Source organism: Streptomyces sp. NPDC032745 (genome assembly GCF_055579465.1).
In genome coordinates this window covers 337,363-364,167 of record NZ_JBVING010000001.1, presented here as the reverse complement: position 1 = coordinate 364,167, position 26,805 = coordinate 337,363, and the positions used below count along the sequence as shown (strand labels likewise).

General features: G+C 70.8%; 23 protein-coding genes. 3 read left to right on the top strand and 20 right to left on the bottom strand.

Features of this window, described 5'->3' with window-relative positions:
- Nucleotides 1–73 precede the first annotated feature (73 nt).
- Nucleotides 74–1,060, top strand: a complete 987-nt coding sequence (locus tag ACZ5WG_RS01580; RefSeq protein ID WP_468719847.1) for a GNAT family N-acetyltransferase — start codon at nt 74–76, stop codon at nt 1,058–1,060.
- Nucleotides 1,057–1,848: a transglutaminase-like domain-containing protein gene (locus tag ACZ5WG_RS01575; RefSeq protein WP_468719846.1), complete on the top strand. Its 792-nt coding sequence runs from the start codon at nt 1,057–1,059 to the stop codon at nt 1,846–1,848. The genes ACZ5WG_RS01580 and ACZ5WG_RS01575 overlap by 4 nt, the downstream gene beginning before the upstream one ends.
- 54 nt (nt 1,849–1,902) lie before the next feature.
- Here the strand turns inward: ACZ5WG_RS01575 and ACZ5WG_RS01570 are convergent, their stop codons facing one another.
- The 20 genes from ACZ5WG_RS01570 to ACZ5WG_RS01475 all read right to left on the bottom strand — a co-directional run bounded on the left by ACZ5WG_RS01570 (nt 1,903) and on the right by ACZ5WG_RS01475 (nt 25,980).
- Entirely contained in the window at nt 1,903–2,520 is a 618-nt protein-coding gene (locus ACZ5WG_RS01570; RefSeq protein WP_468719845.1) for a response regulator, read from the bottom strand.
- Nucleotides 2,517–3,698, bottom strand: coding sequence for a sensor histidine kinase (locus ACZ5WG_RS01565; RefSeq protein WP_468720487.1), 1,182 nt, complete (start codon nt 3,696–3,698; stop codon nt 2,517–2,519). Before ACZ5WG_RS01565 ends, ACZ5WG_RS01570 begins: the two co-directional genes overlap by 4 nt.
- 62 nt (nt 3,699–3,760) lie before the next feature.
- Nucleotides 3,761–4,516: an ABC transporter permease gene (locus tag ACZ5WG_RS01560; RefSeq protein WP_468719844.1), complete on the bottom strand. Its 756-nt coding sequence runs from the start codon at nt 4,514–4,516 to the stop codon at nt 3,761–3,763.
- Nucleotides 4,516–5,466 carry an ABC transporter ATP-binding protein gene (locus tag ACZ5WG_RS01555; RefSeq protein WP_468720486.1) on the bottom strand — a complete coding sequence of 317 codons (951 nt, stop codon included), beginning with the start codon at nt 5,464–5,466 and terminating at the stop codon, nt 4,516–4,518. The genes ACZ5WG_RS01560 and ACZ5WG_RS01555 overlap by 1 nt, the downstream gene beginning before the upstream one ends.
- 196 nt (nt 5,467–5,662) lie before the next feature.
- A complete protein-coding gene (locus ACZ5WG_RS01550) occupies nt 5,663–7,639 on the bottom strand; it encodes a peptidoglycan binding domain-containing protein (RefSeq protein ID WP_468719843.1) in 1,977 nt (658 codons plus the stop codon).
- A gap of 206 nt (nt 7,640–7,845) precedes the next feature.
- On the bottom strand, nt 7,846–8,229 hold the full coding sequence (locus tag ACZ5WG_RS01545; protein ID WP_468719841.1) for a DUF6113 family protein: 384 nt from the start codon (nt 8,227–8,229) through the stop codon (nt 7,846–7,848).
- On the bottom strand, nt 8,226–9,122 hold the full coding sequence (gene mshB / locus ACZ5WG_RS01540; RefSeq protein WP_468719840.1) for an N-acetyl-1-D-myo-inositol-2-amino-2-deoxy-alpha-D-glucopyranoside deacetylase: 897 nt from the start codon (nt 9,120–9,122) through the stop codon (nt 8,226–8,228). The genes ACZ5WG_RS01545 and mshB overlap by 4 nt, the downstream gene beginning before the upstream one ends.
- 24 nt (nt 9,123–9,146) lie before the next feature.
- A complete protein-coding gene (locus ACZ5WG_RS01535; protein WP_030291103.1) occupies nt 9,147–9,341 on the bottom strand; it encodes a hypothetical protein in 195 nt (64 codons plus the stop codon).
- A 366-nt stretch (nt 9,342–9,707) separates the two neighbouring features.
- Nucleotides 9,708–10,778, bottom strand: a complete 1,071-nt coding sequence (locus ACZ5WG_RS01530; protein WP_468719839.1) for an ABC transporter ATP-binding protein — start codon at nt 10,776–10,778, stop codon at nt 9,708–9,710.
- Nucleotides 10,771–11,745 (bottom strand): ABC transporter ATP-binding protein, encoded by a 975-nt coding sequence (locus ACZ5WG_RS01525; protein WP_468719837.1) that lies wholly within the window; start codon nt 11,743–11,745, stop codon nt 10,771–10,773. The genes ACZ5WG_RS01530 and ACZ5WG_RS01525 overlap by 8 nt, the downstream gene beginning before the upstream one ends.
- Before the next feature lie 12 nt (nt 11,746–11,757).
- Complete coding sequence (locus ACZ5WG_RS01520; protein ID WP_468719836.1) at nt 11,758–12,759, bottom strand: ABC transporter permease; 1,002 nt, start codon at nt 12,757–12,759, stop codon at nt 11,758–11,760.
- Nucleotides 12,752–13,675: an ABC transporter permease gene (locus tag ACZ5WG_RS01515; RefSeq protein ID WP_468719834.1), complete on the bottom strand. Its 924-nt coding sequence runs from the start codon at nt 13,673–13,675 to the stop codon at nt 12,752–12,754. Before ACZ5WG_RS01515 ends, ACZ5WG_RS01520 begins: the two co-directional genes overlap by 8 nt.
- 30 nt (nt 13,676–13,705) lie before the next feature.
- The gene (locus ACZ5WG_RS01510) at nt 13,706–15,340 is read right to left on the bottom strand and encodes a peptide ABC transporter substrate-binding protein (protein WP_468719832.1); all 1,635 of its coding nucleotides are present in this window, start codon (nt 15,338–15,340) and stop codon (nt 13,706–13,708) included.
- 106 nt (nt 15,341–15,446) lie between these two features.
- Nucleotides 15,447–16,376, bottom strand: a complete 930-nt coding sequence (locus ACZ5WG_RS01505) for a GNAT family N-acetyltransferase (RefSeq protein WP_468719831.1) — start codon at nt 16,374–16,376, stop codon at nt 15,447–15,449.
- 197 nt (nt 16,377–16,573) lie between these two features.
- The gene (locus tag ACZ5WG_RS01500) at nt 16,574–17,626 is read right to left on the bottom strand and encodes an ABC transporter ATP-binding protein (RefSeq protein ID WP_468719830.1); all 1,053 of its coding nucleotides are present in this window, start codon (nt 17,624–17,626) and stop codon (nt 16,574–16,576) included.
- A complete protein-coding gene (locus ACZ5WG_RS01495) occupies nt 17,619–18,674 on the bottom strand; it encodes an ABC transporter ATP-binding protein (protein WP_468719829.1) in 1,056 nt (351 codons plus the stop codon). Before ACZ5WG_RS01495 ends, ACZ5WG_RS01500 begins: the two co-directional genes overlap by 8 nt.
- Nucleotides 18,675–18,687: 13 nt before the next feature.
- Nucleotides 18,688–19,644, bottom strand: a complete 957-nt coding sequence (locus ACZ5WG_RS01490; protein WP_468719828.1) for an ABC transporter permease — start codon at nt 19,642–19,644, stop codon at nt 18,688–18,690.
- Nucleotides 19,637–20,584, bottom strand: coding sequence for an ABC transporter permease (locus ACZ5WG_RS01485; RefSeq protein WP_468719827.1), 948 nt, complete (start codon nt 20,582–20,584; stop codon nt 19,637–19,639). Before ACZ5WG_RS01485 ends, ACZ5WG_RS01490 begins: the two co-directional genes overlap by 8 nt.
- A 95-nt stretch (nt 20,585–20,679) precedes the next feature.
- Nucleotides 20,680–22,305, bottom strand: a complete 1,626-nt coding sequence (locus ACZ5WG_RS01480) for a peptide ABC transporter substrate-binding protein (RefSeq protein WP_468719825.1) — start codon at nt 22,303–22,305, stop codon at nt 20,680–20,682.
- A gap of 360 nt (nt 22,306–22,665) precedes the next feature.
- Nucleotides 22,666–25,980 carry an AfsR/SARP family transcriptional regulator gene (locus ACZ5WG_RS01475; RefSeq protein WP_468719824.1) on the bottom strand — a complete coding sequence of 1,105 codons (3,315 nt, stop codon included), beginning with the start codon at nt 25,978–25,980 and terminating at the stop codon, nt 22,666–22,668.
- A 107-nt stretch (nt 25,981–26,087) separates the two neighbouring features.
- On the opposite strand from ACZ5WG_RS01475, the gene ACZ5WG_RS01470 reads away from it, so the two are divergent.
- Complete coding sequence (locus ACZ5WG_RS01470; protein ID WP_468719823.1) at nt 26,088–26,765, top strand: LuxR C-terminal-related transcriptional regulator; 678 nt, start codon at nt 26,088–26,090, stop codon at nt 26,763–26,765.
- The last annotated feature ends 40 nt before the right edge of the window (nt 26,766–26,805 follow it).

The window sequence follows — 26,805 nt, the reverse complement described above, 5'->3', positions numbered from 1 at the left end:
GCGGCGTCGTCGATGCCCACGCCTAGTATCTCCGTTCCCGGGCACGATCCGAACAGGAGGGGCGGACAGAGCTGTGGAAATCACTGCCGGTGGGCTGCTGGAGATTCGTATTACCCCGGCTGACGTGGGTAAACGTGTCTCTGTACGACGGGTGGAGAGTGGCTCGAGGGGGTCACCGTCGTTCACCGACACGGTCGGAGTTCTCACATCCTGGAACCAGGGTGTGCTGACGATCACACGAAAGAGCGGCGAGTCCGTCCACATCGCGGAATCGATGCTGGTGGCGGGCAAGATCGTGCCCCCGGCCCCGGCCCGGCGGCGAGGTCCCGCGGCCTCTTTCGAGGAGCTGGCGCGGACCGGGGCGCGGGCCTGGCAGCCGCTGGAGAGCGAGCCGCTGGGCGAGTGGACGCTGCGGGCGGCCGGCGGATTCACCCGGCGGGCCAACTCCGTGCTGCCGCTCGGCGACCCGGGGGTCCCGCTGGACGAAGCACTCGCGCGAGTGACGTCCTGGTACGCGGAACGTGAGCTTCCGGCGTATGTGCAGACGGCGACGGGGGCTGTGGGCACCCAGGAGCTGCTGGGCGCGGAGCTGGAGCGCCGGGGCTGGGTGAACGAGGTGTCGGCGGAGGTCCGGATCGCGGCGCTGGCGCCGATCGCGGACGTGGACACCACCGCCACCGGCTCGGAGGTACGGCTGACCCGTACCCCGGACGAGGAGTGGCTCGGGCGGTACGGGCGGGTCAAGGACCCGGAAGTGGCCCGGCGGGTGCTCACCGCGGGGCCGTCGGTGTGGTTCGCGACGCTGCCCGGACGGGCGATCGGGCGGCTGGTGGTGGACGGCCGGTGGGCCGGCTTCGCGGCGGTCGAGGTCGACCCGGCGCACCGGCGCGCGGGCCTGGGCACGGCGGTGATGGCGGTACTGGCCCGGCGGGCGCTGGAGGAGGGCGCGTCGGCGGCCTGGCTGCAGGTGGAGGCCGACAACGCGGGGGCACGGGCGCTGTACGACGGCCTGGGCTTCGCGACGCACCACGCGTACCACCACTTCCGGGCGGCGGGGTGAGCGCGGAATCCCGGGAGCGGTTCGCGCAGGAGGCCCGCTCGGAGCGTCCCGACCTGGCGCTGCTGTGCCTGCTGCTCGCCGCGGAGGCGGACCCGGAGCTGGACGAACGGGCCATGGACTGGGCGCAGATCGAGCTGGACCGGCTGGCGGGGATGCTGCCGTACGGACTGCGCGGCGGGAAGGCGTGGGCCTCGGCCGTGACGGAGCTGCTGGGCGGCCGGATGGGCTTCCACGGCACTCCCGCGGACTACGACCGGCTGTCGTCCTCGCTGCTGCACGAGGTGCTGCGGCGGCGCCGGGGCCTGCCGATCCTCCTGTCCGTCGTCTGGCTGGAGGTCGCGCGGCGGGCGGGTGCGCCGGTGTACGGGCTGGGGCTGCCGGGGCACTTCGTGGTGGGGTTCGGGGACCCGGACGAGGGTCTGGTGGTGGACCCGTTCGCCGGGGGCGCCTCACTGGGCGCCGGTCCGGCGGAGCTGGCCGCGGAGCCGCGTACGCCGGCCCGGACGCTGGACATCGTCCTGCGGATCCTGAACAACATCAGGGCGTGGGCCTCGGCCCGGCCCGAGCAGTCGGGGGTGGCGCTGTGGGCGCTGGACCTGTCGCTGCTGTTGCCGTCGCATCCGGCGTCGTTGCGGTACGAGCGGGCGAAGCTGCTGGTCGAGCGGGGGGAGTTCGCCTCCGGCGCGGCGGAGCTGGAGGCGTACGCGGTGGTCGTCGACGCGATCGATTCGGGGGCGGCGGGGCGCATTCGCGCCGAGGCGCTGTCCGCGCGGGCCCTGCTGAACTGACCCGGCGCTCCGCCCTGGACCCGGCGCCCCACGGGCCGGCGGGGCCGGGAAGGGCTACAGCCAGCCCTTTTCGCGGGCTGTGCGGACTGCTTCCGTCCGGTTACGGGAGGCGAGTTTCTGGATCGCCGTCGAGAGATAGTTGCGGACCGTGCCCTGGGACAGGTGGAGCCGGGCCGCCAGTTCGGCGTTCGTCGCGCCGTCCTCGGCGGCCCGCAGGACCTCCCGCTCCCGGTCGGTCAGCGGGTTCGCGCCCTCGGCCAGGGCCGCCGCCGCCAGGGTGGGGTCGATGACGCGCTCGCCCGCCAGGACCTTGCGCACCGCCTCCGCAAGCTGCGCGGCCGGGGCGTCCTTGACCAGGAACGCCGAGGCCCCCGCCTCCATCGCGCCGCGCAGGTAGCCGGGGCGGCCGAAGGTCGTCAGGACGACGATCTTGAGGTCCGGGACCGCGGTCCGCAGGGCCGCCGCCGCCTCGATGCCCGTCATGCCCGGCATCTCTATGTCGAGCAGCGCGACGTTCACGTCGTGCGCCCGGGCCGCCGTCACCACCTCGTCGCCGCGGGCGACCTGGGCCAGCACCTCGATGTCCGGCTCCAGTCCGAGGAGGGCCGCGAGGGCTTCCCGGACCATGGACTGGTCCTCCGCCAGGAGGATCCGGATGGGGCGTTCGCTCATGATCCCGATCCTAGGTCGTGTCGTCCCAGCGGGATGCGGGCCAGCAGGCGGAAGCCCTTCTTGCCGGTCTGGCCGGCCGACAGCGTGCCGCCCACCGCCTCGAGGCGTTCCGTCAGGCCCGTCAGGCCGTTGCCGGCGACCGACGGGCCGCCCGCGCCGTCGTCCGCGACCGACAGCTCGGCCACCGGTCCGGCCAGGGTCTGGAGGGTCTCCAGCCGGACCGTGCACCGCTGCGCCCCGCTGTGCCGGACCACGTTGGTCACGGCTTCCCGCAGCGACCAGGCCAGTGCCGACTCCACCTCCTCGGGGAGGTCCTCCACCGGCTCCGCCGGGAGGTCCGCCCGTACGCCCGCGGCGGTCAGCGCGGTCCGCGCGCCGGCCAGTTCGCCCGGCAGGGTCGGCCGCCGGTAGCCGCTCACGGCCTCCCGTACGTCGGCCAGCGCCTGTCGGCTGACCTGCTCGATGTCGGCCACCTGCTGGGCCGCCTGCTCGGGACTGCCGGGCAGCATCCGCCCCGCCAGCTCGCTCTTGAGCGTGATCAGGGACAACGAGTGGCCGAGGAGGTCGTGCAGGTCCCGGGCCATCCGCAGGCGTTCCTCGTTCGCCGCGAGCTGCGCCACCGTGGCCCGCGCCTCGCGCAGTTCCACCGTCGTGCGGATCATGGCGCGGATGCCGACCATCGCGAACCCGCCCATCAGGGCGGGGATCAGCAGCCCGGCCAGGTACTCGTCGCCGCCGGGCACCGCGAAGGCCGTCAGCGCGAGCAGGGCGGTGGCGCCGGGCACCGTGAACCGGGAGATCTCCCCCGGCAGCGCGGCGCCGGAGGCGATCGCCACGTACACGAAGAGGACGAGCCATTCGCGGCCCAGGGACAGCGACAGGATGGTGGCCTGCGCGGAGAGGACCGCCACCGAGAGCAGTACGCGCCGCACCTCGGTCTGCCGGGCGGTGCGGAAGACCAGGACCAGGTACCAGGCGACGAAGGCCACGAGGCCCAGGCCGCCGAGCAGCCGGGCCCCGAGGCTGTGTCCGCCGCTGACCAGGTCGGTGACGGGGGCGCTGAGGTAGAACAGCCAGATGCTGATCCACAGCGACTTCACGATCCTCTGCCGGCGGTTCTCGGGGCGCGCCCCGATCCGGGGCCCGCCCTTCGTTCCCAGCAGACCGGTCTCGGTCATCGGCTCCGCCGCGCCGGTTCCACCGGTCGTCCCCGTCGCACCCATCACGCTCGTCACACCCGTCATGCCTTCAGCGAGTCCTTGCGGTACAGCCAGGCGGCGGCACCGGTGAAGAGTACGAAGTACGCCGCGAGGATCGCCACGTCCTTCAGGTGAGGTGGGCCTCCGAGCTCGATGGCCTGGCCGAGGCCCGCGTACGCCCGGGTCGGCAGCCACTCGCAGATGTTCTGCAGCCACTGCGGGAAGTTGCCCGTCGGCATCCACAGGCCGCCGAGGATCGAGAGGCCGAAGTAGAACAGCATCGTGATCGGGCGGACGGTGTCCCCGCTCGCGAGGTAGCCGATCGCCACGCCGAGCGCGGCGAAGACCAGGCTGCCGGCCCAGATGGAACCGGTGAGGGCGAGCCACTGCCAGGCGTCGAACCGGACGCCCTTGACGCCCGCGGCGACCGCGAACACGACGAGGATGGCGGGCAGGGAGAGCACGCCGGCGCTGGCGGTCTTGCCCAGGACGTAGCCGCGGCCGGGCAGGGCGGTCAGCCGGAGCTGGCGGACCCAGCCCTTCTCGCGCTCCTTGGCGATGCGCTCGCTGTTGCCCATCAGGACGGCGGTCAGGGCGCCGAAGGACGCCATGGCGACCATGTAGAAGGCGGGCATGGTCAGTTCGGTGCCCATGACCTTCGTCGTGCCGTTCAGGGTGCCGCCGAGCATCAGGAACAGTGCGGCAGGGTAGAGGACGGTGAAGAACAGGTACTTCTTGTTGCGCAGGGCCCGGCTGATCTCGAGCTTTATGAGCTTGATCGTTCCAGTGGTCTGCATTACTCGGCCTCCTCGGCCTCGGTGAGGGCGATGAAGGCCTGTTCCAGGCCCAGCCCGGCGACTTCCAGGTTCCGGGGGTAGAGCCCCAGGGCGTAGACGGCGTGGACGGTGGCGTCGGCGTCGCGGGACTGGAGCCTGACCGTCTCACCGTGGCGCTCGTAGGCCGTCAGGTGGGGCAGGGCGCGCAGCGCCGCCTCGTCCACCGGGGCGTCCCCGGCGAGATCGAAGGCGATCCTGCGGGCGCCCGCCTTGGCCTTGATCTCGGCGGCGGTGCCGTCGGCGAGCAGCCGGCCCTTGTTGAGGACCAGGACGCGGTCGGCGATCGCGTCGGCCTCTTCCAGGTAGTGGGTGGCGAAGAGGACGGTGCGGCCCTGGGCGGCCTGCTCGCGCATCGTGGCCCAGAAGGCCTGGCGGGAGGTGACGTCCATGCCGGTGGTCGGCTCGTCGAGGACGATCAGGTCGTTGTGTCCCGCGGTGGCGAGGGCGAAGCGGACGCGTTGCTCCTGGCCGCCGGAGAGCTTGTTGACCATGCGGTCGGCGATCTCGGTGATCCCCGCGCGGCCGAGCACCTCCTCGACCGGGTGGCGGCGGGGGTGCAGGGCGCAGCCGAGGGCGACGATCTCCCGTACGGTCACGTCCTCCATCAGGCCGCCGCTCTGGAGCATCGCGCCGACCCGGCCGGCCGCGATGGCCTCGCGGGGGGTGGTGCCGAAGAGCCGGACGGTGCCGGAGTCGGCGGGGCGCAGGCCCAGCAGCAGGTCCAGGGTGGAGGACTTGCCGGCGCCGTTGGGGCCGAGCAGGGCGACGGTCTCACCGGGGTGGAGTTCCAGGGAGAGGCCGTCGACCGCGCGGACCGCGCCGTAGTTCTTGGTCACGTCGTGGAAGGCCACCACGGGGCCGGCGCCGGGTCCGGTGTCCTGTGCGGCGGCGGTGTGCGCCGGGGTCGTCATCGTCATGACTGAAGATTCCCCCGTACGGGGGTGCCCGCGGCAGTGTCTGCGGTCGTGACCGGTGGATGACAGATGTCATGCGACCGGCATGACGGCCCGGTCACCGGGCGCCCGGCCGCACCCGGTGACCGGGCCGGCGGCGGGCACGGCGGAGCCCCCGCCCGGGGCCGGACGGGGGCTCGTGTGCGGCCGGGATCTAGTTGGGGTTGGTGTTGATGGTGGCGGTCCGCTCGGCCGTGGTCTTGCCGCGCAGGGCCGTGCCGAGGGCGCCGGCGACGTCCTGCGGGGTGACCGCGGTCTTCTCGCCCGTACCGCGCGTGATCAGGACGCCGTCGAAGGTGTTCCCGTACGTCGCCTTGAGCGCTTCCAGGTCGTACTTCTCGACCAGGTGCCCGTCCACGACCTGCATGCTGAGGATCTTGGGCAGGGACTTGGCCCCGAAGGGGATGGACTTGGTGCCCGCCTTGACCGTGGCGGGGGCGGACATCGCGGGCTCCGCGAACTCCTTCATGACCCGGTCCAGTTCGGCCTGGTCGATGACGGGGTTCTTGGTAGCGACGGGGAGTTCGACGAGAGCCGGCTTCCCGGTGGCGACCATGTCGCGGAAGGCCTTCTTGACCAGCTCGGCGGAGGCGTCCGCGTCCAGGGTGGAGCCGGGCTTGCCGGGGACGGCGACGGCCTTGCCCGTGTCGAACTTGATGGTGCCCTCGGTGGCGGTGCCGGCGGTTCCGGCCAGCTCCTGGAGCGCGACCTGGAGCTTCTCCTCGTCGATCGGCATCACGGGCTCGGCGATGCGCTCGTTGCCGAGGAGCGAGCCGATGACCGTGACGGGGTTGTAGTCGCTGCCCGCCGCGTTGCGGACGGTGGTCTGGGCGTCCAGGCTCAGGCCGGCCTTCTCGGGCTTGAGCTCGACCGGCTTGCCGCCGACGGTGAGCGTGAGCGGGGCCGCGGCCCGGTTCCCGAAGGCCGTCTGGAGCTTGCCGACGGCCTCGTCGCGGCTGCCGCTGATGTCGACGCCGAGGACGGTGGTGCCCTTGGGGACGTCGGAGTGGTTGAGGAGCAGCCCGGCGCCGTAGGCCACGCCGAGCAGGGCGATGAGGCCGCTGCCGACGAGGACCAGCTTGGAGCGGCCCTTCTTGATCTTGGTCGGCGTCGCGCTGGCCGGCTTCGGGCGCGCCGGGGCGGCCGCTGCCGGAGCGGGAACCGGGGTCGGGGCCGGGACCGGCGGGAACGGCTCGTCCAGCTCCGGTCCGGGCCAGCGGGGGGCCTCTTCGCCGAGCGGGACGGTGCCGAGCGCGGGCCCGCCGGTGGGGCCCGCGGGGGCGCCGGGGCCCGCGGGGCCTGACGGGCCGCCGTACGCGGGGAACGGCTCGGTGGCGGGGCCGCCGTCGCCGTAGCCGGGGAGGCCCAGGGGCGTGCCGACGCCGGGGCCGCCGGGCCGCCGCGGCGCGAGGGGCGCGCCGGGGGCGGGACCGCCGGGTCCGTAGCCGGGGCCGGCCGGAGCGGGCGCCGGGGCGAAGCCGTGGGCGGGCGTGTCGAAGCCGGGGCCGGCCGGGCCGGACGTACGCGGGCCCGCGGGGCCGGGGGCGCCCGGGGCGAAGCCGGACACCGGGGCGCCCCCGGCGGACGGCCCCGGGGTACGGGTCGGCAGCACCGGGGCGGGGCCGGCCTGCGTGCGGTGGGGCAGCGAGGGCGCGGGGCCCGCCGCGGCCGGGGTACGGGTCGGCAGCGCCGGGGCTGCCGGAGCGGGCGCGGGCGCCGCAGGGGCCGACTTGCGGGGGGCGAACCAGTTGCTGGTCGGCTCCTCCGGCTCGGCGGCCGGCGCGGGCTCCGCCGCGGCCTGCTCGGCGGCGGGCTCGACCTCGGGCTCCGGCTCGGCGGCGGCGGCAGCCGCCACCGGCTTGCGTACGACCACCGGCGGGATCGGCCGCGAACCCGGGATGTTGATCCGGATCCGGGTCGTCAGGGTGGTCTCGGTCTTCGGCCCGTCGGTGTCGGGCGTGGACGGGTTCGAGGTCACAGGGTTCTCCTCCGAGGCAGTCGCCGCGCCGGGCCCGGACGGCACGGGCATGGACGGGTACTGGCCGGTTCCGTACGGCGGTGTACCCGAGGGGTAAGCGGCTCCACCGCGCCCCTGGGGCCCGGAGGACGAACTGTCGGTTTCACGACTCAAGGCAGGTTCTCCCGGTTGGCTCCGCCGCCCGTCATACCGTGCGCGGGCAGCTCGGCGGCCCGACCACCATACTGGCCGTCGCCCTCGCGCAACTGTCCTAGGGGAATCAGGGGTTCCCCTTCAGCCCCTCCAGGGCCCTTCCGAACAGCCCGGGAGCGCCGGCCCAACCCCCGTGAACGCGCACCTCGACGGAGTTCAACGGCACGTCACTTGCCGGACTGCGCGGCCGAAACCGGCCCCTCGAACGGACCGCGGAGCGTGGCACACATCACAGCCAGCACCGTCCCGCCCAAAAGGTAGGCGTACATGCCGATTCCGGACGAACTGAGCAGGAAGTCCCCCTCGGGGCGCGGGGCGCCGAGCAGTACGTACGCGAGGAACCAGCCGATCACGCCGGCGCCCACCCCGAGCCCGGTCCCGACGGCGATCCGGCCGCCGAGGAACAGCCCGAACAGCGCCAGCAGTCCCAGCAGCAGCCCGCCGGGGAACCACAGGTCCACGACGAGCCAGCCGGCGATGCCGGTCAGCACTCCCGCCGCCAACAGGCCGAGCAGGACGGCGATCCGCGCGGGCGTCAGGGTCCCGGTCATGCCTGCACCCCCGCGAACAGGTCGTGCTCGCGCTCGCCCGCCGGGGCGCCCGGCCGGCCCGCGACCAGTTCGTAGTACTCGCGGTCGAACAGCGGCTGCGCGAGGTCGTTGGAGAGGGCGAAGAAGGGTCCCTCCACGGCGACCTGGGTGGCGTGGGCGCGCATCGCGGCCGCCTTGGCCGCCACGAACGCCTCGTCGGCCCCGATCTCGGCGGTGATCCGCTCGTCGGCGACGACACCGGGCACGTCGTCCGGCGAAGCCACCCCCGGGAAGGGCGCCTTGGCTCCGGCAGCCTCCAGCCGGGCGAAGCCCTCCTCGACCACCGAGCGCGGGACCCGGTTCCAGTAGATCTTCCCGATCTCCCACGGGTCGCCGAGGTCCCGGCGGTACGTGGTCTCCGCGGCCAGCTCGGCGCCGCGCATGGCGACCCGGTGGGCCTGGATGTGGTCGGGGTGCCCGTAGCCGCCGTCGGGGTCGTAGGTGACGAGCACCTGCGGCCGGACCTCGCGGATGACCTCGACCAGGTGGGCGGCGGCCTCGTCCACGTCGGTGGACCAGAAGGAGCCGGGCCGGCGGTTCTGCTCGGCGCCCATCATCCCGGAGTCCCGGAAGCGGCCGGGACCGCCGAGGAACCGGTGGTCGGTGACGCCGAGTTCCGCCATCGCCGCGGCGAGCTCGCCGATGCGGTGGGCGCCCAGGGTGTCGTCGCGGTCGGGCGCCAGGTGGGCGAGCTCGGGCGGGATGACCTCGCCCTCCTCGCCGAGGGTGCAGGTCACGAGTGCGACGTGGGCACCCTCGGCCGCGTACTTGGCCATGGTGACGCCGTTGTTGATCGACTCGTCGTCCGGGTGCGCGTGCACGAGGAGAAGCCGACGGGCGGGAAGACCGTTCATGGGGCCAAGACTACGAGGACCTGCCTACAACTTGAGTCCACTGATCATGCTGGCCACGTTCGTGGTCAGCTGGCTGAGGGTCGGCGCGATGGTCGAACTCGCCAGATAGAACCCGAGGAGCACACAGACAACGGCGTGTCCCGCCTTCAGGCCCGACCGGCGGACCAGTAGGAAGACGACGATCGCCAGCAGCACCACGGCCGAGATCGAGAGTGCCACGGCGTTTCACCTCCACGTCGAGCGGACATCGGTACGCGTACTCGTACTCAGTGCTCGGCGGAGTCATACCCACCGTGCGCTACGGATCATAACTATCCGTACCAGCGCATCGATCGAATTCCGGCAGCACGAGGGGCGCACGCCGCGCATGCGCAGGGTCACGGGGGAGGCCGGCCGGGGAGCCTGTACGCCTCCCCGGCCGGCTGTCGGCACCCGCACGGCCGCACGGGACCCAGGCTGCACGCCTCAGATCTCGGGACAGAAACGGGCAAGTTGCCTACGTGTAAACCGCGTTGGCGGAAAAGCGGCCCTGACGGAGCGAATCCGCGCGGGGTGGCCGGTTTTCGCCTCTCGGGGCTGCGCCGGTCATTCCTTCGCCGGCGGGGCCGGCGCGGCGGGAGGCGGGGGAAGCTCGCCCATCGCCGGGACTACCTGTTTCTCCGCCGCGAAGTGGCAGGCCGACGGGTGGGCCGCCGGGCCGGACGGGAAGGCCTCCGGGACGGCCAGCAGCGGGACCTCGTCCGTGCAGCGCTGCTGCGCCTTCCAGCAGCGGGTACGGAACGGGCAGCCCGAGGGAGGGTTGGCCGGGGAGGGCACGTCGCCGGTCAGGATGATCCGCTCGCGGTGGGCGCGCGCCTGCGGGTCCGGGACGGGCACGGCCGACAGCAGGGCCTGGGTGTAGGGGTGGGTGGGGTGGTCGTAGATCTGGGTGTCGGTGCCGATCTCCACCACCCGGCCCAGGTACATCACCCCGACCCGGTCGGAGATGTGCCGCACGATCGAGAGGTCGTGCGCGATGAAGACGTACGACAGGTCGAACTCGTTCTGGAGGCGTGCGAGCAGGTTGATCACCTGGGCCTGGACCGAGACGTCGAGCGCCGAGACCGGCTCGTCCGCCACGATGACCTCCGGCTGCAGCGCGAGGCCGCGGGCGATGCCGATGCGCTGGCGCTGGCCGCCGGAGAACTGGTGCGGGTAGCGGTTGATGTACTCGGGGTTGAGCCCGACCACGTCGAGGAGCTCCTGGACCTTGCGGCGCCGGTCGCCCTTCGGAGCCACCTCGGGGTGGATGTCGTACGGCTCCCCGATGATGTCACCGACCGTCATGCGCGGGTTCAGCGAGGTGTACGGGTCCTGGAACACCATCTGGATGTTGCGGCGGACGGCCTTGAGGGCCTTGCCGGACAGCTTGGTGATGTCCTCGCCCTTGTACGAGATCGCACCGGCCGTCGGACGTTCCAGGTTGACCAGCATCTTGGCGACCGTGGACTTGCCGCAGCCGGACTCTCCGACGATGCCGAGGGTTTCGCCCCGGGCGAGGCCGAAGGAGACCCCGTCGACCGCTTTGACGGCGCCGACCTGCTTCTTGAAGAGGATGCCCCGGGTCAGCGGGTAGTGCTTGACGAGGTCCCTGACCTCCAGGATGGACTCAGCCACCGAGGCACTCCTTCCAGAAGAAGCACGCGCTCGCGCGGTCCGGACCGGCCTGTGCGAGCGGCGGGACGTCCGTGCGGCAGACCGCCTGCGCCATCGGGCAGCGCGGGTTGAAGGCGCAGCCGGGCGGAATGTTCAGCAGGTTCGGCGGCAGGCCCTTGATCGCGTACAGCTCCTGGCCCTTCTGGTCCAGGCGCGGGATCGAGTCGAGCAGACCGCGGGTGTACGGGTGCGCGGGCGCGGCGTAGATCTCGTGGACGGGGGCCGCCTCGACGATCCGGCCCGCGTACATGACGGCGATCTTGTCGGCCACGTCGGCGACCACACCGAGGTCGTGGGTGATGAGGATGAGGCCCATGTTGAGCTCGCGCTGGAGCTCGGCGAGCAGGTCCATCACCTGGGCCTGGACGGTGACGTCCAGTGCCGTCGTCGGCTCGTCCGCGATGATCAGCGAGGGCTCCAGGGCCAGCGCCATCGCGATCATGATGCGCTGGCGCATGCCGCCCGAGAACTGGTGCGGGTAGTCCCCCACCCGGTCCTTCGCCGCCGGGATCTTCACCCGGTCCATCAGCTCCACGGCCTTGGCCCTGGCGTTCTTGCGGGACATCCCGCGGTGGACCTCGTACATCTCGCCCAGCTGGGCGCCCACGCTGAGGACCGGGTTCAGGGAGGACAGGGCGTCCTGGAAGATCATCGCCATGTCGGCGCCGCGGATCTTCCGCCGCTCCTCCTCCTTCATCTTCAGCAGGTTCCTGCCCTTGAAGAGGATCTCGCCGCCCGCGATCCGGCCCGGCGGCACGTCCAGGATGCCCATCACGGCCTGCGCGGTCACCGACTTGCCCGAACCGGACTCGCCGAGCACGGCGAGCGTCTCGCCCTCGTCCACCGAGTAGTTGACGCCGTTGACGGCCTTGGCGACTCCGTCCCGCGTACGGAACTCCACGTGGAGGTCGCGGACTTCGAGCAGCATGGTGCCCACTCCTCAGCGCAGCTTGGGGTCGAGGGCGTCGCGGACCGCGTCGCCGAGCATGATGAACGCGAGCACGGTCAGGCTCAGCGCGCCCGCCGGCCAGAGGAGCATGTGCGGGGCGTTGCGGATCTGCGGGGCCGCGTTGGAGATGTCGATGCCCCAGGAGACGGTGGGCGGGCGCAGGCCGACGCCGAGGAAGGACAGGGTGGCCTCCAGGGCGATGTACGTGCCCAGGGCGATGGTGGCGACGACGATGACGGGGGCGATGGCGTTGGGCGCCACGTGCCGCAGCAGCATCCGGCCGTTGCCGGCGCCGAGGGCGCGGGCGGCCTGGACGTAGTCGTTCTGTTTGGCGGTGATGACGGAGCCGCGGCCGATGCGGGCGATCTGCGGCCAGCCGAGGAGCACGATGAAGCCGACGACCGGCCAGACGGTGGTGCTGGTGACCACGGACAGGAAGACCAGGCCGCCGAGGACGACGGGGATGCCGAAGAAGATGTCGGCGACCCGGGAGAGCAGCGAGTCGCCCCAGCCGCCGAAGAACCCGGCGAGCCCGCCGAGCACCGAGCCGAGCAGGGCGGCGCCGAGGGTGGCGCAGACCCCGACGGTGATGGAGGCGCGGGCCCCGTAGACGGTGCGGGTGTAGACGTCGCAGCCCTGGGTGTCGTAGCCGAAGGGGTGGCCGGGCGAGGAACCCTGCTGGGACTTGGACAGGTCGCACTGGAGCGGGTCGCCACTGGCGATGAGCTGCGGCCAGATCGCGATGATCACGAGGAACAGGATCATCAGCGAGGAGATGACGAAGACGGGGTTGCGGACCAGCTGGTGCCAGGCGTCGGACCACAGGGAGCGGGCCTTCTCGCCCGGACCGCTGGGCGCGTCGCCGAGCGCCTTCTCCAGGCTCTCGGCCTCGTCGAGCGCGAGATCCATGGGGCCGCCCTGGCCGGTGGGGGCGATGGCCTCCCCCTTTGCGGGTTCCAGTGGGTCGTAGGCGGGCTCGTTGCGCTCAGGCATAACGGATCCTCGGGTCCAGGACCGCGTAGAGCAGGTCGACGAGCAGGTTCGCCAGCAGGAAGACGATGACGAGGATGGTCACGAAGCCGACCACCGTCGGGGAGTTGTTGCGCAGGATGCCCTGGTAGAGCTGGTATCCGACGCCGTGGATGTTGAAGATCCGCTCGGTGACGATGGCGCCGCCCATCAGGGCGCCGATGTCGGTGCCGATGAAGGTGACGACGGGGATGAGCGAGTTGCGCAGCAGGTGGCGGGTGACGACCCGGCGGCGCGGCAGGCCCTTGGCGACGGCGGTGCGCACGTAGTCGGCCTTGACGTTCTCGGCGATGGAGGTGCGCGAGAGCCGGGTGACGTACGCGAGGGAGACCAGCGCGAGCACGATGCCGGGCAGGATCAGCTCGTTGAAGGGGGCGTCCGGGGAGACGGTGGGCCGGACCCAGCCCCATTTGACGCCGAAGAGGTACTGGAGCACATAGCCCGTCACGAACGTCGGCACGGAGATGACGACGAGGGTGAGCACCAGCACGGAGGTGTCGACGGACTTGCCGCGGCGCAGCCCGCTGATCACGCCGAGGGTGATGCCGATGACGATCTCGAAGAAGATCGCGACCATGGTCAGGCGCAGGGTGACGGGGAAGGCCGAGGCCATCAGCTCGGTGACCGGCTGGCCGTTGAAGGCCGTGCCGAAGTCTCCCTGGAAGATCTGGCCCATGTAGTGGAGGTACTGCTCCCACAGGGGGCGGTCGAGGTAGAGGTCCTTGCGGATGCGCGCGGCGGTGGCGGGGTCGGGCGCCTTGTCGCCGAAGAGGGCCGCGACCGGGTCACCGAGCGCGTACACCATGAAGAAGATCAGGAACGTGCTGCCGATGAACACCGGGATCATCTGGAGCAGCCGCCGGATCACATAACGTCCCATGGACTGCTCCAGGATCGATCCGACGGAGGGTCAGCTGACCTTGATCTCGTTGTAGACGGGGACGCTGAACTGGTTGAGCGCCACGTCCGTGAGCCGCTCGGCGTAGCCGGCGCTGCCGTTCTGGTACCAGAGCGGGATGGACGGCATCTGCGCGGCGAGGATCTTCTCGGAGTCCTGGAACTTCGCGATGGCCTTGGCCGCGTCGCTCTCCTGGTTGGCCTCGTCGACGAGCTTGTCGAAGTCCGGGTTGCTGAACTTCCCGTAGTTGGAGGAGGCGCCGGTGTAGTAGAGCGGCTGGAGGAAGTTCTGGATCAGCGGGTAGTCGGCCTGCCAGCCGGACCGGAAGGGGCCGGTCAGTTTGAAGGAGCTCTGCTGGTTGCGGAAGTCGGCGAAGGTGCCGATGGGGTTGACCGTGCAGACCGGGCCCTCGCCGATCGCGTTGTTGATGCTGTTGCAGACGGCGTCCATCCATTCGCGGTGCGAGCCGGTGTCCACGTTGGACGTCAGCGTGACCTTGCCGCCGGGGAGCCCGCCGGCGTCCTGGATGAGCTTCTTGGCGGCGGCCGGGTCGTACTTGCAGGCGTCGCCGCAGAGCGTGGCGTTGAAGCCGCCCTTCTCGCCGAGGGCCGGGGAGGTCCAGTCCTTGGCCGGGGTGCGGGTCTCGCGGAAGATCTGCTTGGTGATCTCGTCGCGGTTGATCGCCATGGAGATGCCGCGGCGGACGTTCTCCATGCCCTCCTTGCTCCACTGGGGGTCGTACAGCGGGAAGGTGAGGGTCTGGATGATGAGGGCGGGCTGGTTGATGTACCGGTCGCCGAGGTCGTTCTTGACGTTCTTCAGCTGCTGCGCGGGGACGTCGTCGACGAGGTCGAGGTTGCCGGAGATCAGGTCCGTGTAGGCGGTGTTGTTGTCGGTGTAGACCTTGAGGTCGACTCCGCCGTTCAGCGCCTTGTCCTCGCCCGGGTAGCCGGCCCAGGTGCGCAGTTTCATGCCGGTGCCCTTGGTGTACGAGTCCACCGTGTACGGGCCGTTGCCGATCGGCTTGTTCAGCCAGCCGGCGTGGTCGGTGAAGAAGGCCTTGGGCAGCGGGGAGAAGGCCTGGTAGCCGAGGGTCTCGGGCCACGTGGAGAACTTGTTCTTCAGGGCGACCGTGAAGGTCTTGGGGTCCTTGACCACCAGCCCCGACATGGTCTTGGCCTTGGGGTCGCCGGACGCCGGGTGGACGTCCTCGTAGCCGACGATGTCGGAGAAGAACGGCGAGTTGTTCTGCTTGTTGCGCACGTCCGCGCCGTAGTTCCAGGCGTCCACGAAGGACTGCGCGGTGACCGGCTCGTCGTTGCTGAACTTCCAGCCGTCCTTCAGCGTGATGGTGAAGTGCTGGCTGTCGGTGGTCTCGATCTTCTCGGCGAGCATGTTGATGGCCTCGCCGGTCTTCGGGTCGTACCGCTTGAGGCCCCGGAAGAGCATGTCGAGGACCTTGCCGCCCTGCACCTCGTTGGTGTTGGCCGGCTCCAACGGGTTCTGCGGGTCACCCCACGAGGAGCTGACGATCCCGGTGTCGCCGCCACCGCCACCGCCGCCGCCGCTTTCGTCGCCGCAGGCCGTCGCCGTGAGGGCGACGGCCACCGCACATGCGGCCCACTTGGCGTGGGTGGCTCCGCGCATCGAGTGCCTCCTATGGCTCCCAAGACTCACTTGGGGCCCATGTCACCCTATGTGGGGGCTCGAGCACTCTCGGTTCGGCCGATTGCACCCTCGCGTCTCCCGCCTGTCACCCCTGCGGGTGCAAAGGCAGCTCCCAGGTGTCGACGGCGTAGTGCAGGCCCATGCCGTGCGCCTCGTAGAGCGTGAGTGCACCGGTCTCGTTGTGGACGTCCACGCCGAGGCCGAGGGTGTCGCGGCCGCGGGCCGCGTAGGCGGCGAAGGCGTGGCGCAGCAGGAAGCCGCCGATGCCGCGGCCGCGCAGGTCCGCGCGTACGCCGATGTGGCTGAGCCAGCCCATGCCTGTGCGGTCGTCGCGGCTCAGCAGGACGCCCACGTCGCCCTCGCCGGGCAGGCTCGCGATCCAGACCAGCGACCAGTCGAGCCGGCGGGCGTCGAGGTGGTCCAGCCACGCCTCGTACGGGCGGTCCACATGACCGAAGTGGGCCGCGAAGGTCTCCTCCACCAGGGCGTGGGCCCGGCGGCGGTCGGCCTCGTCGGCGGCGCAGTCGCGCAGGGCGAGCCCCTCGGGCGGGGCGGGTGGCAGGTCGGCGGCCGGCGCGAGGGCGCGGGTCATCACCTGGTAGCGGCGCACGGTGCGGTAGCCGCGGCCGGGCAGCAGGTCGGCGTCGAGGGTGGGCTTCACGTTGACCTGGAGCCGCAGGACGGCCTCCCCGGCGCCGGCGGTGAGCTCGCGGGCCCGGATCTCCATCAGCTCCAGCAGCCGGACGGCGGCCTCGCGGTGGCCGGGCAGGACGTAGTGGTCGGAGTCGACCCTGCCGGGTCCGGAGTCGGTCCACACCAGGGCGTACGCGACGAGCCGGCCGCCCTCGAAGGCCAGCCAGGAGTCCTTCGCCAGGTCGACGTCGGGGTGGTGGAGATCGGCCTCGACGGCCTCGATGTCGGTCTCCGGTCTGCCGATCTCGAAGACGTCGACGGCGTTGAGCAGGGCGCAGATGTCGGACGCGTCCCCGGGCCCTGCGGGCCGGACGGTCAGCATGCGGCCCCCTCGGGGCGGGCGGGGCGCCGGACGCGGCGGTCGTGCGGGGTGTCGGTCATCCGGACACTGTCCGCCCGGCCGCGACCGAGCCGCAACTCCCTTTCGGTGCGCCGCCGTACGCAGCGGCGCACACGCAAGGGCGCCCGGGCCGGAGGAATCCGGTCCGGGCGCCCTGGACTGCGTACGGCGGTGCGGGATCAGACGGCCAGGATGGCCTTCTCCTCCGCGAAGTGGCACGCCGACTCGTGCGCGGCCGGGGTGTTCACACCCTGGAAGCGCGTCGGGATCGCCAGCAGCGGCTCCTCCGTGGCGCACCGGTCCTCGGCCTTCCAGCAGCGGGTGCGGAAGCGGCAGCCCGAGGGCGGGTTGGCCGGGGAGGGGACGTCACCGGTGAGGATGATCCGCTCGCGGCCCTCGCGGGCCTGCGGGTCGGGAACCGGGACGGCCGACAGCAGCGCCTGGGTGTAGGGGTGCGTCGGGTGGTCGTAGATCTGGGTGTCGGTGCCGATCTCGGCCATCTTGCCCAGGTACATGACGCCGACGCGGTCCGAGATGTGCCGGACGATCGACAGGTCGTGCGCGATGAAGACGTAGGACAGGTTGAACTCGTCCTGCAGCTTCTCCATCAGGTTGATGACCTGCGCCTGCACCGACACGTCGAGCGCGGAGACCGGCTCGTCGCAGATGATGATCTCCGGGTTGAGCGCGAGGCCGCGGGCGATGCCGATGCGCTGGCGCTGGCCGCCGGAGAACTGGTGCGGGTACCGGTTGATGTACTCGGGGTTGAGGCCCACGACGTCCAGGAGCTCCTGGACCTTGCGGCGCCGGTCGCCCTTCGGAGCCACCTCGGGGTGGATGTCGAAGGGCTCCCCGATGATGTCGCCGACCGTCATGCGCGGGTTCAGCGAGGTGTACGGGTCCTGGAACACCATCTGGATGTTGCGGCGGACGGCCTTGAGGGCCTTGCCGGACAGCCTGGTGATGTCCTGGCCCTTGTAGAAGACCTCGCCGGCGGTGGCCTTCTCGAGGCTCATCAGCAGCTTGGCGACGGTGGACTTGCCACAGCCGGACTCGCCGACGATGCCCAGGGTCTCGCCCTGGTACAGGTCGAAGGAGACCCCGTCGACCGCCTTGACCGCGCCGACCTGCTTCTTGAACAGGATGCCCTGGGTCAGCGGGAAGTGCTTGACCAGGTTGCGGACCTGGAGGATCGGCTCTCGCTCGGTGGCGTTCTTGGTGAGCTCAGCCATGGATCTGCTCCTTCCAGAAGTGGCACGCGCTGCCGCGGCCGGGCAGCTCGGTGCCGTCCTGCTCGGTCACCGGGTGCAGGACCGGCACGTCGGTGCGGCAGATGTCCTGCGCCTTGGGGCAGCGCGGGTTGAAGGCGCAGCCCGACGGGATGTTCAGCAGGTTGGGCGGCAGGCCCTTGATCGCGTAGAGCTCCTGGCCCTTCTGGTCCAGGCGCGGGATCGAGTCGAGCAGACCGCGGGTGTACGGGTGCGCCGGGCGGCTGTAGATCTCGTGGACCGGGGCGGTCTCGACGATCCGGCCGCCGTACATGACGGCGATCTTGTCCGCGACGTCGGCGACGACGCCGAGGTCGTGGGTGATCAGGATCAGGCCCATGTTCATCTCGCGCTGGAGCTCCGCGAGCAGGTCCATGACCTGGGCCTGGACCGTCACGTCGAGAGCCGTGGTCGGCTCGTCGGCGATGATCAGGTCCGGCTCGAGGGCCATCGCCATGGCGATCATGATGCGCTGGCGCATACCGCCGGAGAACTGGTGCGGGTAGTCGCCCACGCGCTCCTTGGCGGCGGGGATCTTCACGCGGTCCATGAGCTCGACGGCCTTGGCCGTGGCGTCCTTCTTGGACATCCCGCGGTGGACGCGGAACATCTCGCCGAGCTGGGCGCCGACGGTGTGCACCGGGTTCAGCGAGGACAGCGCGTCCTGGAAGATCATGGCGATCTTCGAACCGCGGATCTTGCGGTACTCCTCGGACGGGAGCTTGAGCAGGTCCGTGCCCTGGAAGAGGATCTCACCGCCCGCGATCTTGCCGGGCGGCATGTCGAGGATGCCCATGATGGCCTGCGCCGTCACGGACTTGCCCGAGCCGGACTCGCCGAGGACCGCGAGGGTCTCGCCGGCGTTCACGGAGTACGAGACACCGTTGACGGCCTTGGCGACACCGTCGCGGGTGTGGAACTCGACGTGCAGGTCGCGCACTTCGAGCAGGGGGGTCCCCTCCGGCGCGGAGCGCGGCGCGGGGACGTTCGAGGTCTTGTCGATGATGGTCAACGTACGCCCTTCCTCAGCGCAGCTTCGGGTCGAGGGCGTCGCGCACCGCGTCGCCGACCATGATGAACGCGAGCACGGTGACGCTCAGCGCAGCGGCCGGGAAGAGGAGCACGTGCGGGGCCTGCAGCCAGCGGACGGAAGCGTCGCTGACCATGAGGCCCCAGGAGATCTCCGGGGGCTGGACGCCGATACCGAGGTACGACAGGGCCGCCTCGGCGGAGATGTACACACCCAGGCTGATCGCACCGACCACGATGACGGGGGCGATGGCGTTCGGCAGGATGTGCCGCACCGTGATGCGCAGGGTGCCGGCGCCGAGGGCGCGGGCGGCGACCACGTAGTCGTTGTTCTTGTTCTGCAGCACCGAGGACCGCATGATGCGGAAGATCTGCGGCCAGCCGAGGATCGCGAGCACCAGGGAGACCGTCCAGGCGTTGCCCGGCAGGGCCGACATGATCAGCATGCCGCCGAGCAGGAGCGGGATCGCGAAGAAGATCTCGGTGAAGCGCGACAGGAAGCTGTCCAGGATGCCGCCGGCCCAGCCGGCCAGCAGGCCGAGGGCACCGCCGACGACGACCACCAGCGTGGTGGTGACGATGCCGACGATCACCGAGTTGCGGGCCGCCCACACCGTACGGGTGTAGACGTCGCAGCCCTGGATGTCGTAGCCGAACCAGTGGTCCCCGCTCGGCTTCTTGAGCGAGTTCTGCAGGGTGCAGGCGGTGGAGTCGAAGGGACTGCCGTCGGTGAACCACTGCGGGAACGCGGAGATGATCAGCATGCAGACGACGAGGAACGCACCGATCAGGAAGACCGGGTTGCGGCGCAGGTCGCTCAGGGCGTCGGACCAGAGGCTGGCCTCGCGGTCCTTCTTCCTCTTTCCGCCGGCCTTGACCGCGGCGCCGGCGGAGGGAGCTCCGGCGAGCTGGGTGTCGGTCATCGAGTCCTCCACCGTAGTTGTGTCACGCATAGCGGATCCTCGGGTCGAGCACGGCGTAGAGCAGGTCCACGAGCAGGTTGCCGATCAGGTAGACGAAGACGAGGATCGTCACACCGCCGACCACGACCGCACCCTGCTTGAGGTACACGGACTGGGCGAGCAGGCCGCCGACTCCGTGGATGTTGAAGATCCGCTCGGTGATGACCGCACCACCCATGAGGGAGCCGAGGTCGGCGCCCAGGAAGGTGATGATCGGGATGAGGGCGTTGCGCAGCGCGTGGTTCACGACGACGCGGCGGCGAGGCAGGCCCTTCGCCGTCGCGGTGCGGACGTAGTCGGCGCGCATCGTCTCCATCAGGCTGGTGCGCGTCAGGCGGGCCACGTACGCGAGGGACGTGGAGGCCAGGACGAACGCCGGCAGGAGGTAGGCGCGGATCCCGTCGTTCTCGTTGAAGGAGACGGGGAAGAAGTCGATGCCCCAGTTGTTCTTCATCTGCACGCCGAGCGTCAGCTGCAGCACGAAGCCGGTGACGAAGACGGGGATGGAGATGACCATCAGCGTGGAGATGAGCACCAGCTGGTCGAGGAACTTGCCGCGGCGCAGGGCGGCCATGACACCGGCCAGCACGCCGACGACGGCCTCGATGGCGAAGGCCACGAGGGCCAGGTTCACCGTGTAGGGGAACGCCTCGGAGAACAGGTCGAGCACCTTGCGCCCGGTGAGGGTCTCACCGAGGTCGCCCTGGAACACACCGGTGATGTAGTTCCAGTACTGGAGCAGGAACGGGTCGTCGAGGTGGTACTTGGCGCGCAGCATCGCCGTGACGAGCGGGTCTGCCTTCTTCTCGCCGGCGAGCAGCTGGATCGGGTCAGCGCCCGGCATGGCGAACGTCAGCGCGTAGATCAGGAACGTGGCACCGATCAGTACAGGGATCGCCTGTATGAGTCGGCGGATGAGGTAGCGGCCCATCAGACCTCCAACAGAGAACAGGGGGAAAGGGCGGGCAGGACGGAAACCTGATTCCGTCTTGCCCGCCCCCGGGATCCCCTTAGTGAAGAGGGGTGTTAGTTGAGCTCGACGTTCGCCAGGTCCATGCGGCCCTGTGCGTCGACCTCGACGTTCTTCACGGTCTTGGAGTAGGCCGAAGAAGACATGTACGTGAAGACCGGGATGTACGGCAGGTCCTTGATGATGATGTCATCGGCTTCCTGGTACAGCTTCAGCCCCTGCGCAGCGTCCGTGGCCTTGTCGGCCTCGGCGAGCTTCGCCTCGAACGCGTCGTTCTGGTAGTGGCCGTAGTTGGAGCCGTTCTCGATCGCGACCTTCGAGAAGATCGGACGGAGGTAGTTCTCCGCCGCCGGGTAGTCCATCGACCAGGCCATGCGGAAGGCGCCCTTGTACTTCGAGGCACCCAGGTCGTCCAGCATGTCGCCGAACTTGGCGTACGGCTTGGCGGTGACCTCGATGCCGAGGTTCGCCTTCAGCTGGTTGCCGACGGCCTCGATCCACTCCTTGTGGCCGCCGTCGGCGTTGTAGCCGAGCTCGATCTTGTTGCCCGGGATGCCGCCGGCCTGCTGGAAGAGCTCCTTGGCCTTGGTCGGGTTGTACGTGCCCGCCTCGCCGAGGGCGCCCTTGCGGTAGCCGGGGATGATCGGGCTGATGAAGTCGTCGGCCGGCTTGCGGGTGCCGTTGAAGATGGTCTTGCCGATGGCGTCCCGGTCGATGGCCATGGAGATGGCCTTGCGGATCTCCACCTTGCCGAACGCCTCGGGGTTCTGCTCCAGCGGGAGACCGATGTAGCCGACGCCGGACTCGGGCTTGTAGATGTAGCGGTCGCCGAACTCCTGGGAGACGGTGGCCATCGCCGAGATCGGGAGCTTGTCGACGATCTGGATGGTGTCGGCGCGCAGGTCGTTGTACGCCGTGTCCAGGTTGTCGTAGATCTTGAAGGTGACGCCCGCGAGCTTGGCGCGACCCTCGGCCGGGTACTTGTCGTACTTCTTGATCTTGATCTGCTTGTTGTGCTCCCAGGCGCCGTCCATCTGGAACGGGCCGTTGCCGATCGGAGCCTCGCCGAACTTCTTCGGGTCGGCCTCGAACGCCTTGGGCAGCGGGTAGAAGGCGTTGTAACCCAGCATCGTCTTGAACTGGGAGAACGGGTCCTTCAGGGTGACGGTGAAGGTCTTCTCGTCGACGACCTTCAGGCCCTTGAGCTCCTTGGCCGTGGGCTTCTTGTCCTTGCCCGGCGCGAGCTCGTCGGAGCCCTCGATCTTCGAGAAGAACGGCAGGCCCTCGGCCGCGTTGTCCTGGTTGGCGCCCCAGTTCCAGGCACGGACGAAGGACGCAGCGTCGACCTTCTCACCGTTGTGGAAGGTGAAGCCGTCCTTGATCTTGATCGTCCAGGTCTTCGAGTCCGTGGTGTCGATGGACTCGGCGACCGCGAGCTTCGGCTCGTTGGTCTTGTTGTCGTACTTGACCAGGCCGGTGAAGAGCGAGTTGAGAACCTCGGCACCTTCGGACTCGGCGGTGTTCTGACCCACCAGGCCGTGCTGCGGCTCGCCGAGCACCACGGTGATGTTTCCGCCGGACTTGCCCCCGGCGTTCGAGTCCTTGCTGGTGCTGCATGCGGTGGCGGCCATCGCCACGATGACGGCACCCGCGACCCACTTGGCGCTCGTTGCTCCGCGCATGGGTAATTGCCTCCTCAGGAGTCACGATAGATACGTGAAGGACCCGGCCTCGCTGACACCCCTGACAGCGAAATCCGGCCCCATCGTGTGTGCTCGTGAGTCGACGCTCCCCACAGCGTGTGACCCATTGACCCGAGCTCAATGGAGCCATCCTCAGGGACCGCCAGACCGTAAACCACACTTAAGTGGTCTCGTTTTCACAACATCACCCCATGGCGAAAACCCGAAATCCGGACAAACGGATAGGAGACAGACACGTGCGAAACGGACGGTTGGCGCACCTTCCGGAGTGCGGTGCACGGTATCCGGACGCAAGAACGAGACAATCCGATTGACAAACGCGAACAGGCCCCTGGCCGGTCAGCGACCCATCAGGGCCCGGACCTCGTGCCGGCGGCCCGCGCCGAGGGACTCGTACACCTCCAGGGCCTGCGCCCAGGCCCGGAGGGTCCCCTCCTCGTCGCCCGCCTGCCGCAGGGCATGACCGAGGACCAGGAGGGCCTCGGCCCGCCCGATCGGGTGCCCGGCCTCCGTCTGGATGCCGAGCGCCCGGTGCGCACGGCGCGCGGCCCTCTCGAACCCGCCCCGCGCCAGGTCCAGTTCCGCCAGCAGCGCGAGGGACCGCGCCTCGAAGAGGCGGTACCCGCTCGCGGTGGCCAGGGCCCGGGCGGTCTCCGCGTGCTCCGCGGCCTCGTCGTGCCGGCCCAGCCGCAGGCTGCTCTCGGCCAGTCCGGTCTGGGCCCGCAGCTCCGGCGTGCGGGCATCGCACCGGCGGGCCAGCTCGGCCGCCTGCCGGAAATGCCGCAGGGCGACGTCGTGATTGCCCACGCTTTGCGAGAGCAGGGCCCGGCCCGTGTGCAGGTACGACTCGGCGCGCAGCTCTCCCGTCGCCAGTTCGAACCCCTGCTCGATGTAGTCCAGAGCGGCCGACCGATCGCCGGCCTGGACCGATGCCATCGCCAGCCAGAAAAAGGAGAACGCCAGATCGGGGTGCAGAGCCAGCTCCCGCTGCGTACTCGCCGCCGCTTCGAAGTGCTCGACCGCCCGTTGCGGCTGCCCCCTTTCGAGCAGTACGGCTCCCAGGTTGCGCATGGTGATGGAGGTGGCCGTGGGGAGGGAGAGCCCCTGGTAGAGCTCATGGGCCTCCACGAGCCGGTCCTCGGCCTCGGCGAGGCGGCCCAGCTCGTGCAGGATCGCGCCCAGGTTGCCCATGGTGATCGCCTCGCCCAGCCGGAAACCGGTCGCGCGGCACAGGTCCGCTCCGCGCCGGCCGTGGGCCAGCGCCTCCTCCAGCCGGCCCCCGTACCAGAGCGCGAGGCTCAGGCTGTTGTGGGTCGCCGCCTGTCCCTCCGCCGAGCCCGTCCTGCGGTACAGCTCCAGCGCCCGCTCGTCATGGAAGGTGCTCTTCTCGTAGTCGCTCCGGTTCAGGTAGGCACTCGACAGACTCCGGTGGGCCGCGGCCTGCCCGGCCGGATTCCCGTCCGCCTCCGCGGCGGCCAGTCCGGCCGAGGCCACGGCGAGCCAGTCGGCGGCGTAGGCGCGCCGCATCATGTACGGGCGGAGCGCGTCGGCGAGACTCCAGGCGAACCGCCACGACCCCAGGTCCGTGGCCCGCTGCACGAGGGCCACGGTGTTCGCCCGCTCGGCGTCCAGCCATGCGATCGCCTCGAGGGTGTCCGGGAAGGCGAGGCCCCGGCCGCCGTGCTCCACCGGCAGCCGGACGGCCTCCGGCTGGAACATCCGGACCGCGGTGTCGACGCTCCCCAGATACCAGTCGTGGAGCCGTTCCAGCGCGGCCGCCCGCTCCTGGGGCCCGTCCTCTTCCTCGCCCCGTTCCCGTGCGTACGCGCGCAGCAGGTCGTGGAAGGCGTACCGGTCCGGCGCGTGCTCCTCGAGGAGATGGGTACGGGTCAGCCGGGCCAGGAGCCGCGAGGCCTCCGGAAGCCCGACACCGGCGAGCGCTGCCGCCGCCGGCAGGGGGACGTCCGGTCCCGGGACGAGACCGAGCAGCCGGAACATCCTGGCGGCGGCCTGCGCGAGTGTGACGTAGGACATGTCCAGGATCGACCGGACCGCACTCTCCTCGTCCCCGGGTACCTGCAGTGCGGACAGCCTGTCGCCGGCCAGCCGGGCCACCTGGTCCGCGATGGAGCGGTCCGGGTGGACTGCGAGGTCGGCCGCCGTGATCCCGATCGCGAGGGGCAGATAGGCGCAGGCGGCCGTGAGGCCGGCGACCGCCTCCCGTTCCGCGCGTCCGCGCGCTTCTCCGATCACGTGGAAGAGGAGCTTTTCCGCCTCGGCGGGCTCCAGGACGCGCAGCGGCATCGGGACGGCGGCGTCCCGGGCCACGAGCCCGGCCAGGGAGTCCCGGCTGGTCACCAGGACCAGGCACTCGGAGTTGCCGGGAAACAGCGGGCGTACGTGCTCGGCGGAGCGTGCATTGTCAAGGACGACGAGGATCCGCTTGCCCGTGCACAGCGAGCGGTAGAGCGCGGCCGCCCGGGACTCCTCGGCGGGGATGTGCTGCGCGGGCACACCGAACGCCTGGAGGAATCCGCTGAGCGCGTCGACGGGCCGGAGCGGCCGGCCGGCCGCGTGGCCGCGGAGGTTCACGTACAGCTGTCCGTCCGGGAACCGGTCACGTCTGCGGTGGCCCCAGTGAACGGCCAGGGAGGTCTTCCCCGCGCCGGCCTGCCCGGTGACCAGACCGATCCGCACCGCGCCCGGCGTTTCATCCCCACCGACCGGCAGCAGCATGTCCAGGCGCCGGAGCGCATCGGCCCGGCCGGTGAACACCGGGGTGGAAGCGGGCAGCTGGGCGGGGAGGGCGTGCTGGCGCGAGGGGACCGCCGTCCCGTCGGCCGGCCCCGCCGACGCCGTCCGGCGGGGCCGGGGGTCGAGGAGCGCGGGGTCGTCGGCCAGTACCCGGCGGTGGAGCGCGAGCAGTTCCGGGCCGGGCTCCAGGCCGAGTTCACGGACCAGCTGCGCCCGCGCGCGCTGGTACGCGGTGAGTGCCTCGCCCCGCCGTCCGCAGCGGTACAGAGCGAGCATCAGCTGTCCGTACAGCCGCTCGCGCAACGGGTTCCGGGCGATGGCCGACTCGATGTCCACGAGGACGGCCGCATGCCGGCCGAGGCGGAGTTCCGCCTCGATCCGCTGCTCGAAGGCGGCCCTGCGGGAGTCGTCGAGCCGTGGCGCCTCGACCTGGGTCAGCTGCTCCGCACGGCTGCCCGCCAGAGCGTCTCCCCGCCACAGGGCCAGCGCGGCGCCCAGCCGGGCGGAGGCCGCGGCGTCGTCCCCCCGCTCCGCCGCCTCGGCCGCAGCGGCGGTCAGCCGGTCGAACTCGCGCAGGTCCAGCACGGCGTGTTCCAGCAGCAGGACGTAGCCCCCGGGCCGGGTCGCCAGTACGTCCCCGTCACGGCCCGCGCTGTGCAGGACGTGGCGGAGCCGCTTGATGTAGTTCTGCAGCGTGGTACGGGCCGTGGTGGGAGGCGTGTCCCCCCAGAGGCCGTCGATCAGTTCCTCGGCCGGAACGACCTGGTCCGCTCGCAGCAGCAGGAGCACGAGCAGATCACGCTCCTTGGGGGCGGTCACCGGGACGGGCTCGCCCCCGCACACGACCTCCAACGGCCCCAGAATCCGGTAGTCGAACAGCCCGCCCCGCTCACGCTCCATGATCCTGGAGCGTACGGGAGCCCGTGCGGGAACCGGTCACTAGTTTGCCGCTAGCACCCCGTCCGCATGCTCCGCGTACGTACCGACGTCACAACGGAGTTGCATTCATGACCAAGTCTGCGCCCGGCCCCGTACCCCTTCGTGTCGCACTCGTGGAGCGCCATCCGCTCCTGCGGGCCGGCATCCGTCTCGCGCTCGACGGCGCGGCGGGCATCCAGGTCGTCGCCGAGACGGGAGAGGCCGGCCAGGTCCTGTCCCTCGTCAGGTCCTCGGCGCCCGACGTGCTCCTCATGGACCTGGACCTGCCGGGTTCCTCCTCCCTCGAGACCTGCCGGACCCTGCTCACGGAGTCGGACCGCACCCGGCTCCTGGGGATGACCGGCCGCGGGGACGACGAGCAGCTGCTGAAGTCGGCGCTGCGGGCAGGCGTACGGGGGTACGTGGCCAAGGACGCCGGATCGCATGACGTACGCGACGCCGTGCACATGGTGGCCAACGGGTTCATGGTCGCGAGCGCGGCCGCCGCCCGCCTGTTCGCCGGGCTGCTCGACTCCCCCGCCCGCGACGCGGGCCGGGATCCGCTGCCCGCGCTCACCCGGCGGGAGCGCGAGATCCTCGACCTGGTGGCGCGGGGCTACGACAACCCCCGGATCGCCAGGGCCCTGACCGTGGCCGACAAGACGGTTCGCAACCACGTCTCGGCCATCTTCGCGAAGATCGGCGCGAACGGCCGCTCCCAGGCCATCGTCTTCGCACGGGACGCCGGGTTCGGCCAGACCCGCTGAGCGGCTGCCCCGAGGCCGCTCAGGCGGCCTCGGGGCAGCG

Coding starts and splice junctions, on each gene's coding strand:
- ACZ5WG_RS01565 (WP_468720487.1), bottom strand. CDS start 3,698: ATGACCGAGACCGGTCTGCTGGGAACGAAGGGCGGGCCCCGGATCGGG.
- ACZ5WG_RS01480 (WP_468719825.1), bottom strand. CDS start 22,305: ATGCGCGGAGCAACGAGCGCCAAGTGGGTCGCGGGTGCCGTCATCGTG.
- ACZ5WG_RS01505 (WP_468719831.1), bottom strand. CDS start 16,376: ATGCTGACCGTCCGGCCCGCAGGGCCCGGGGACGCGTCCGACATCTGC.
- mshB (WP_468719840.1), bottom strand. CDS start 9,122: ATGAACGGTCTTCCCGCCCGTCGGCTTCTCCTCGTGCACGCGCACCCG.
- ACZ5WG_RS01560 (WP_468719844.1), bottom strand. CDS start 4,516: ATGCAGACCACTGGAACGATCAAGCTCATAAAGCTCGAGATCAGCCGG.
- ACZ5WG_RS01500 (WP_468719830.1), bottom strand. CDS start 17,626: ATGGCTGAGCTCACCAAGAACGCCACCGAGCGAGAGCCGATCCTCCAG.
- ACZ5WG_RS01470 (WP_468719823.1), top strand. CDS start 26,088: ATGACCAAGTCTGCGCCCGGCCCCGTACCCCTTCGTGTCGCACTCGTG.
- ACZ5WG_RS01545 (WP_468719841.1), bottom strand. CDS start 8,229: ATGACCGGGACCCTGACGCCCGCGCGGATCGCCGTCCTGCTCGGCCTG.
- ACZ5WG_RS01510 (WP_468719832.1), bottom strand. CDS start 15,340: ATGCGCGGAGCCACCCACGCCAAGTGGGCCGCATGTGCGGTGGCCGTC.
- ACZ5WG_RS01555 (WP_468720486.1), bottom strand. CDS start 5,466: ATGACGACCCCGGCGCACACCGCCGCCGCACAGGACACCGGACCCGGC.
- ACZ5WG_RS01570 (WP_468719845.1), bottom strand. CDS start 2,520: ATGAGCGAACGCCCCATCCGGATCCTCCTGGCGGAGGACCAGTCCATG.
- ACZ5WG_RS01475 (WP_468719824.1), bottom strand. CDS start 25,980: ATGGAGCGTGAGCGGGGCGGGCTGTTCGACTACCGGATTCTGGGGCCG.
- ACZ5WG_RS01490 (WP_468719828.1), bottom strand. CDS start 19,644: ATGCGTGACACAACTACGGTGGAGGACTCGATGACCGACACCCAGCTC.
- ACZ5WG_RS01525 (WP_468719837.1), bottom strand. CDS start 11,745: ATGCTGCTCGAAGTCCGCGACCTCCACGTGGAGTTCCGTACGCGGGAC.
- ACZ5WG_RS01520 (WP_468719836.1), bottom strand. CDS start 12,759: ATGCCTGAGCGCAACGAGCCCGCCTACGACCCACTGGAACCCGCAAAG.
- ACZ5WG_RS01485 (WP_468719827.1), bottom strand. CDS start 20,584: ATGGGCCGCTACCTCATCCGCCGACTCATACAGGCGATCCCTGTACTG.
- ACZ5WG_RS01515 (WP_468719834.1), bottom strand. CDS start 13,675: ATGGGACGTTATGTGATCCGGCGGCTGCTCCAGATGATCCCGGTGTTC.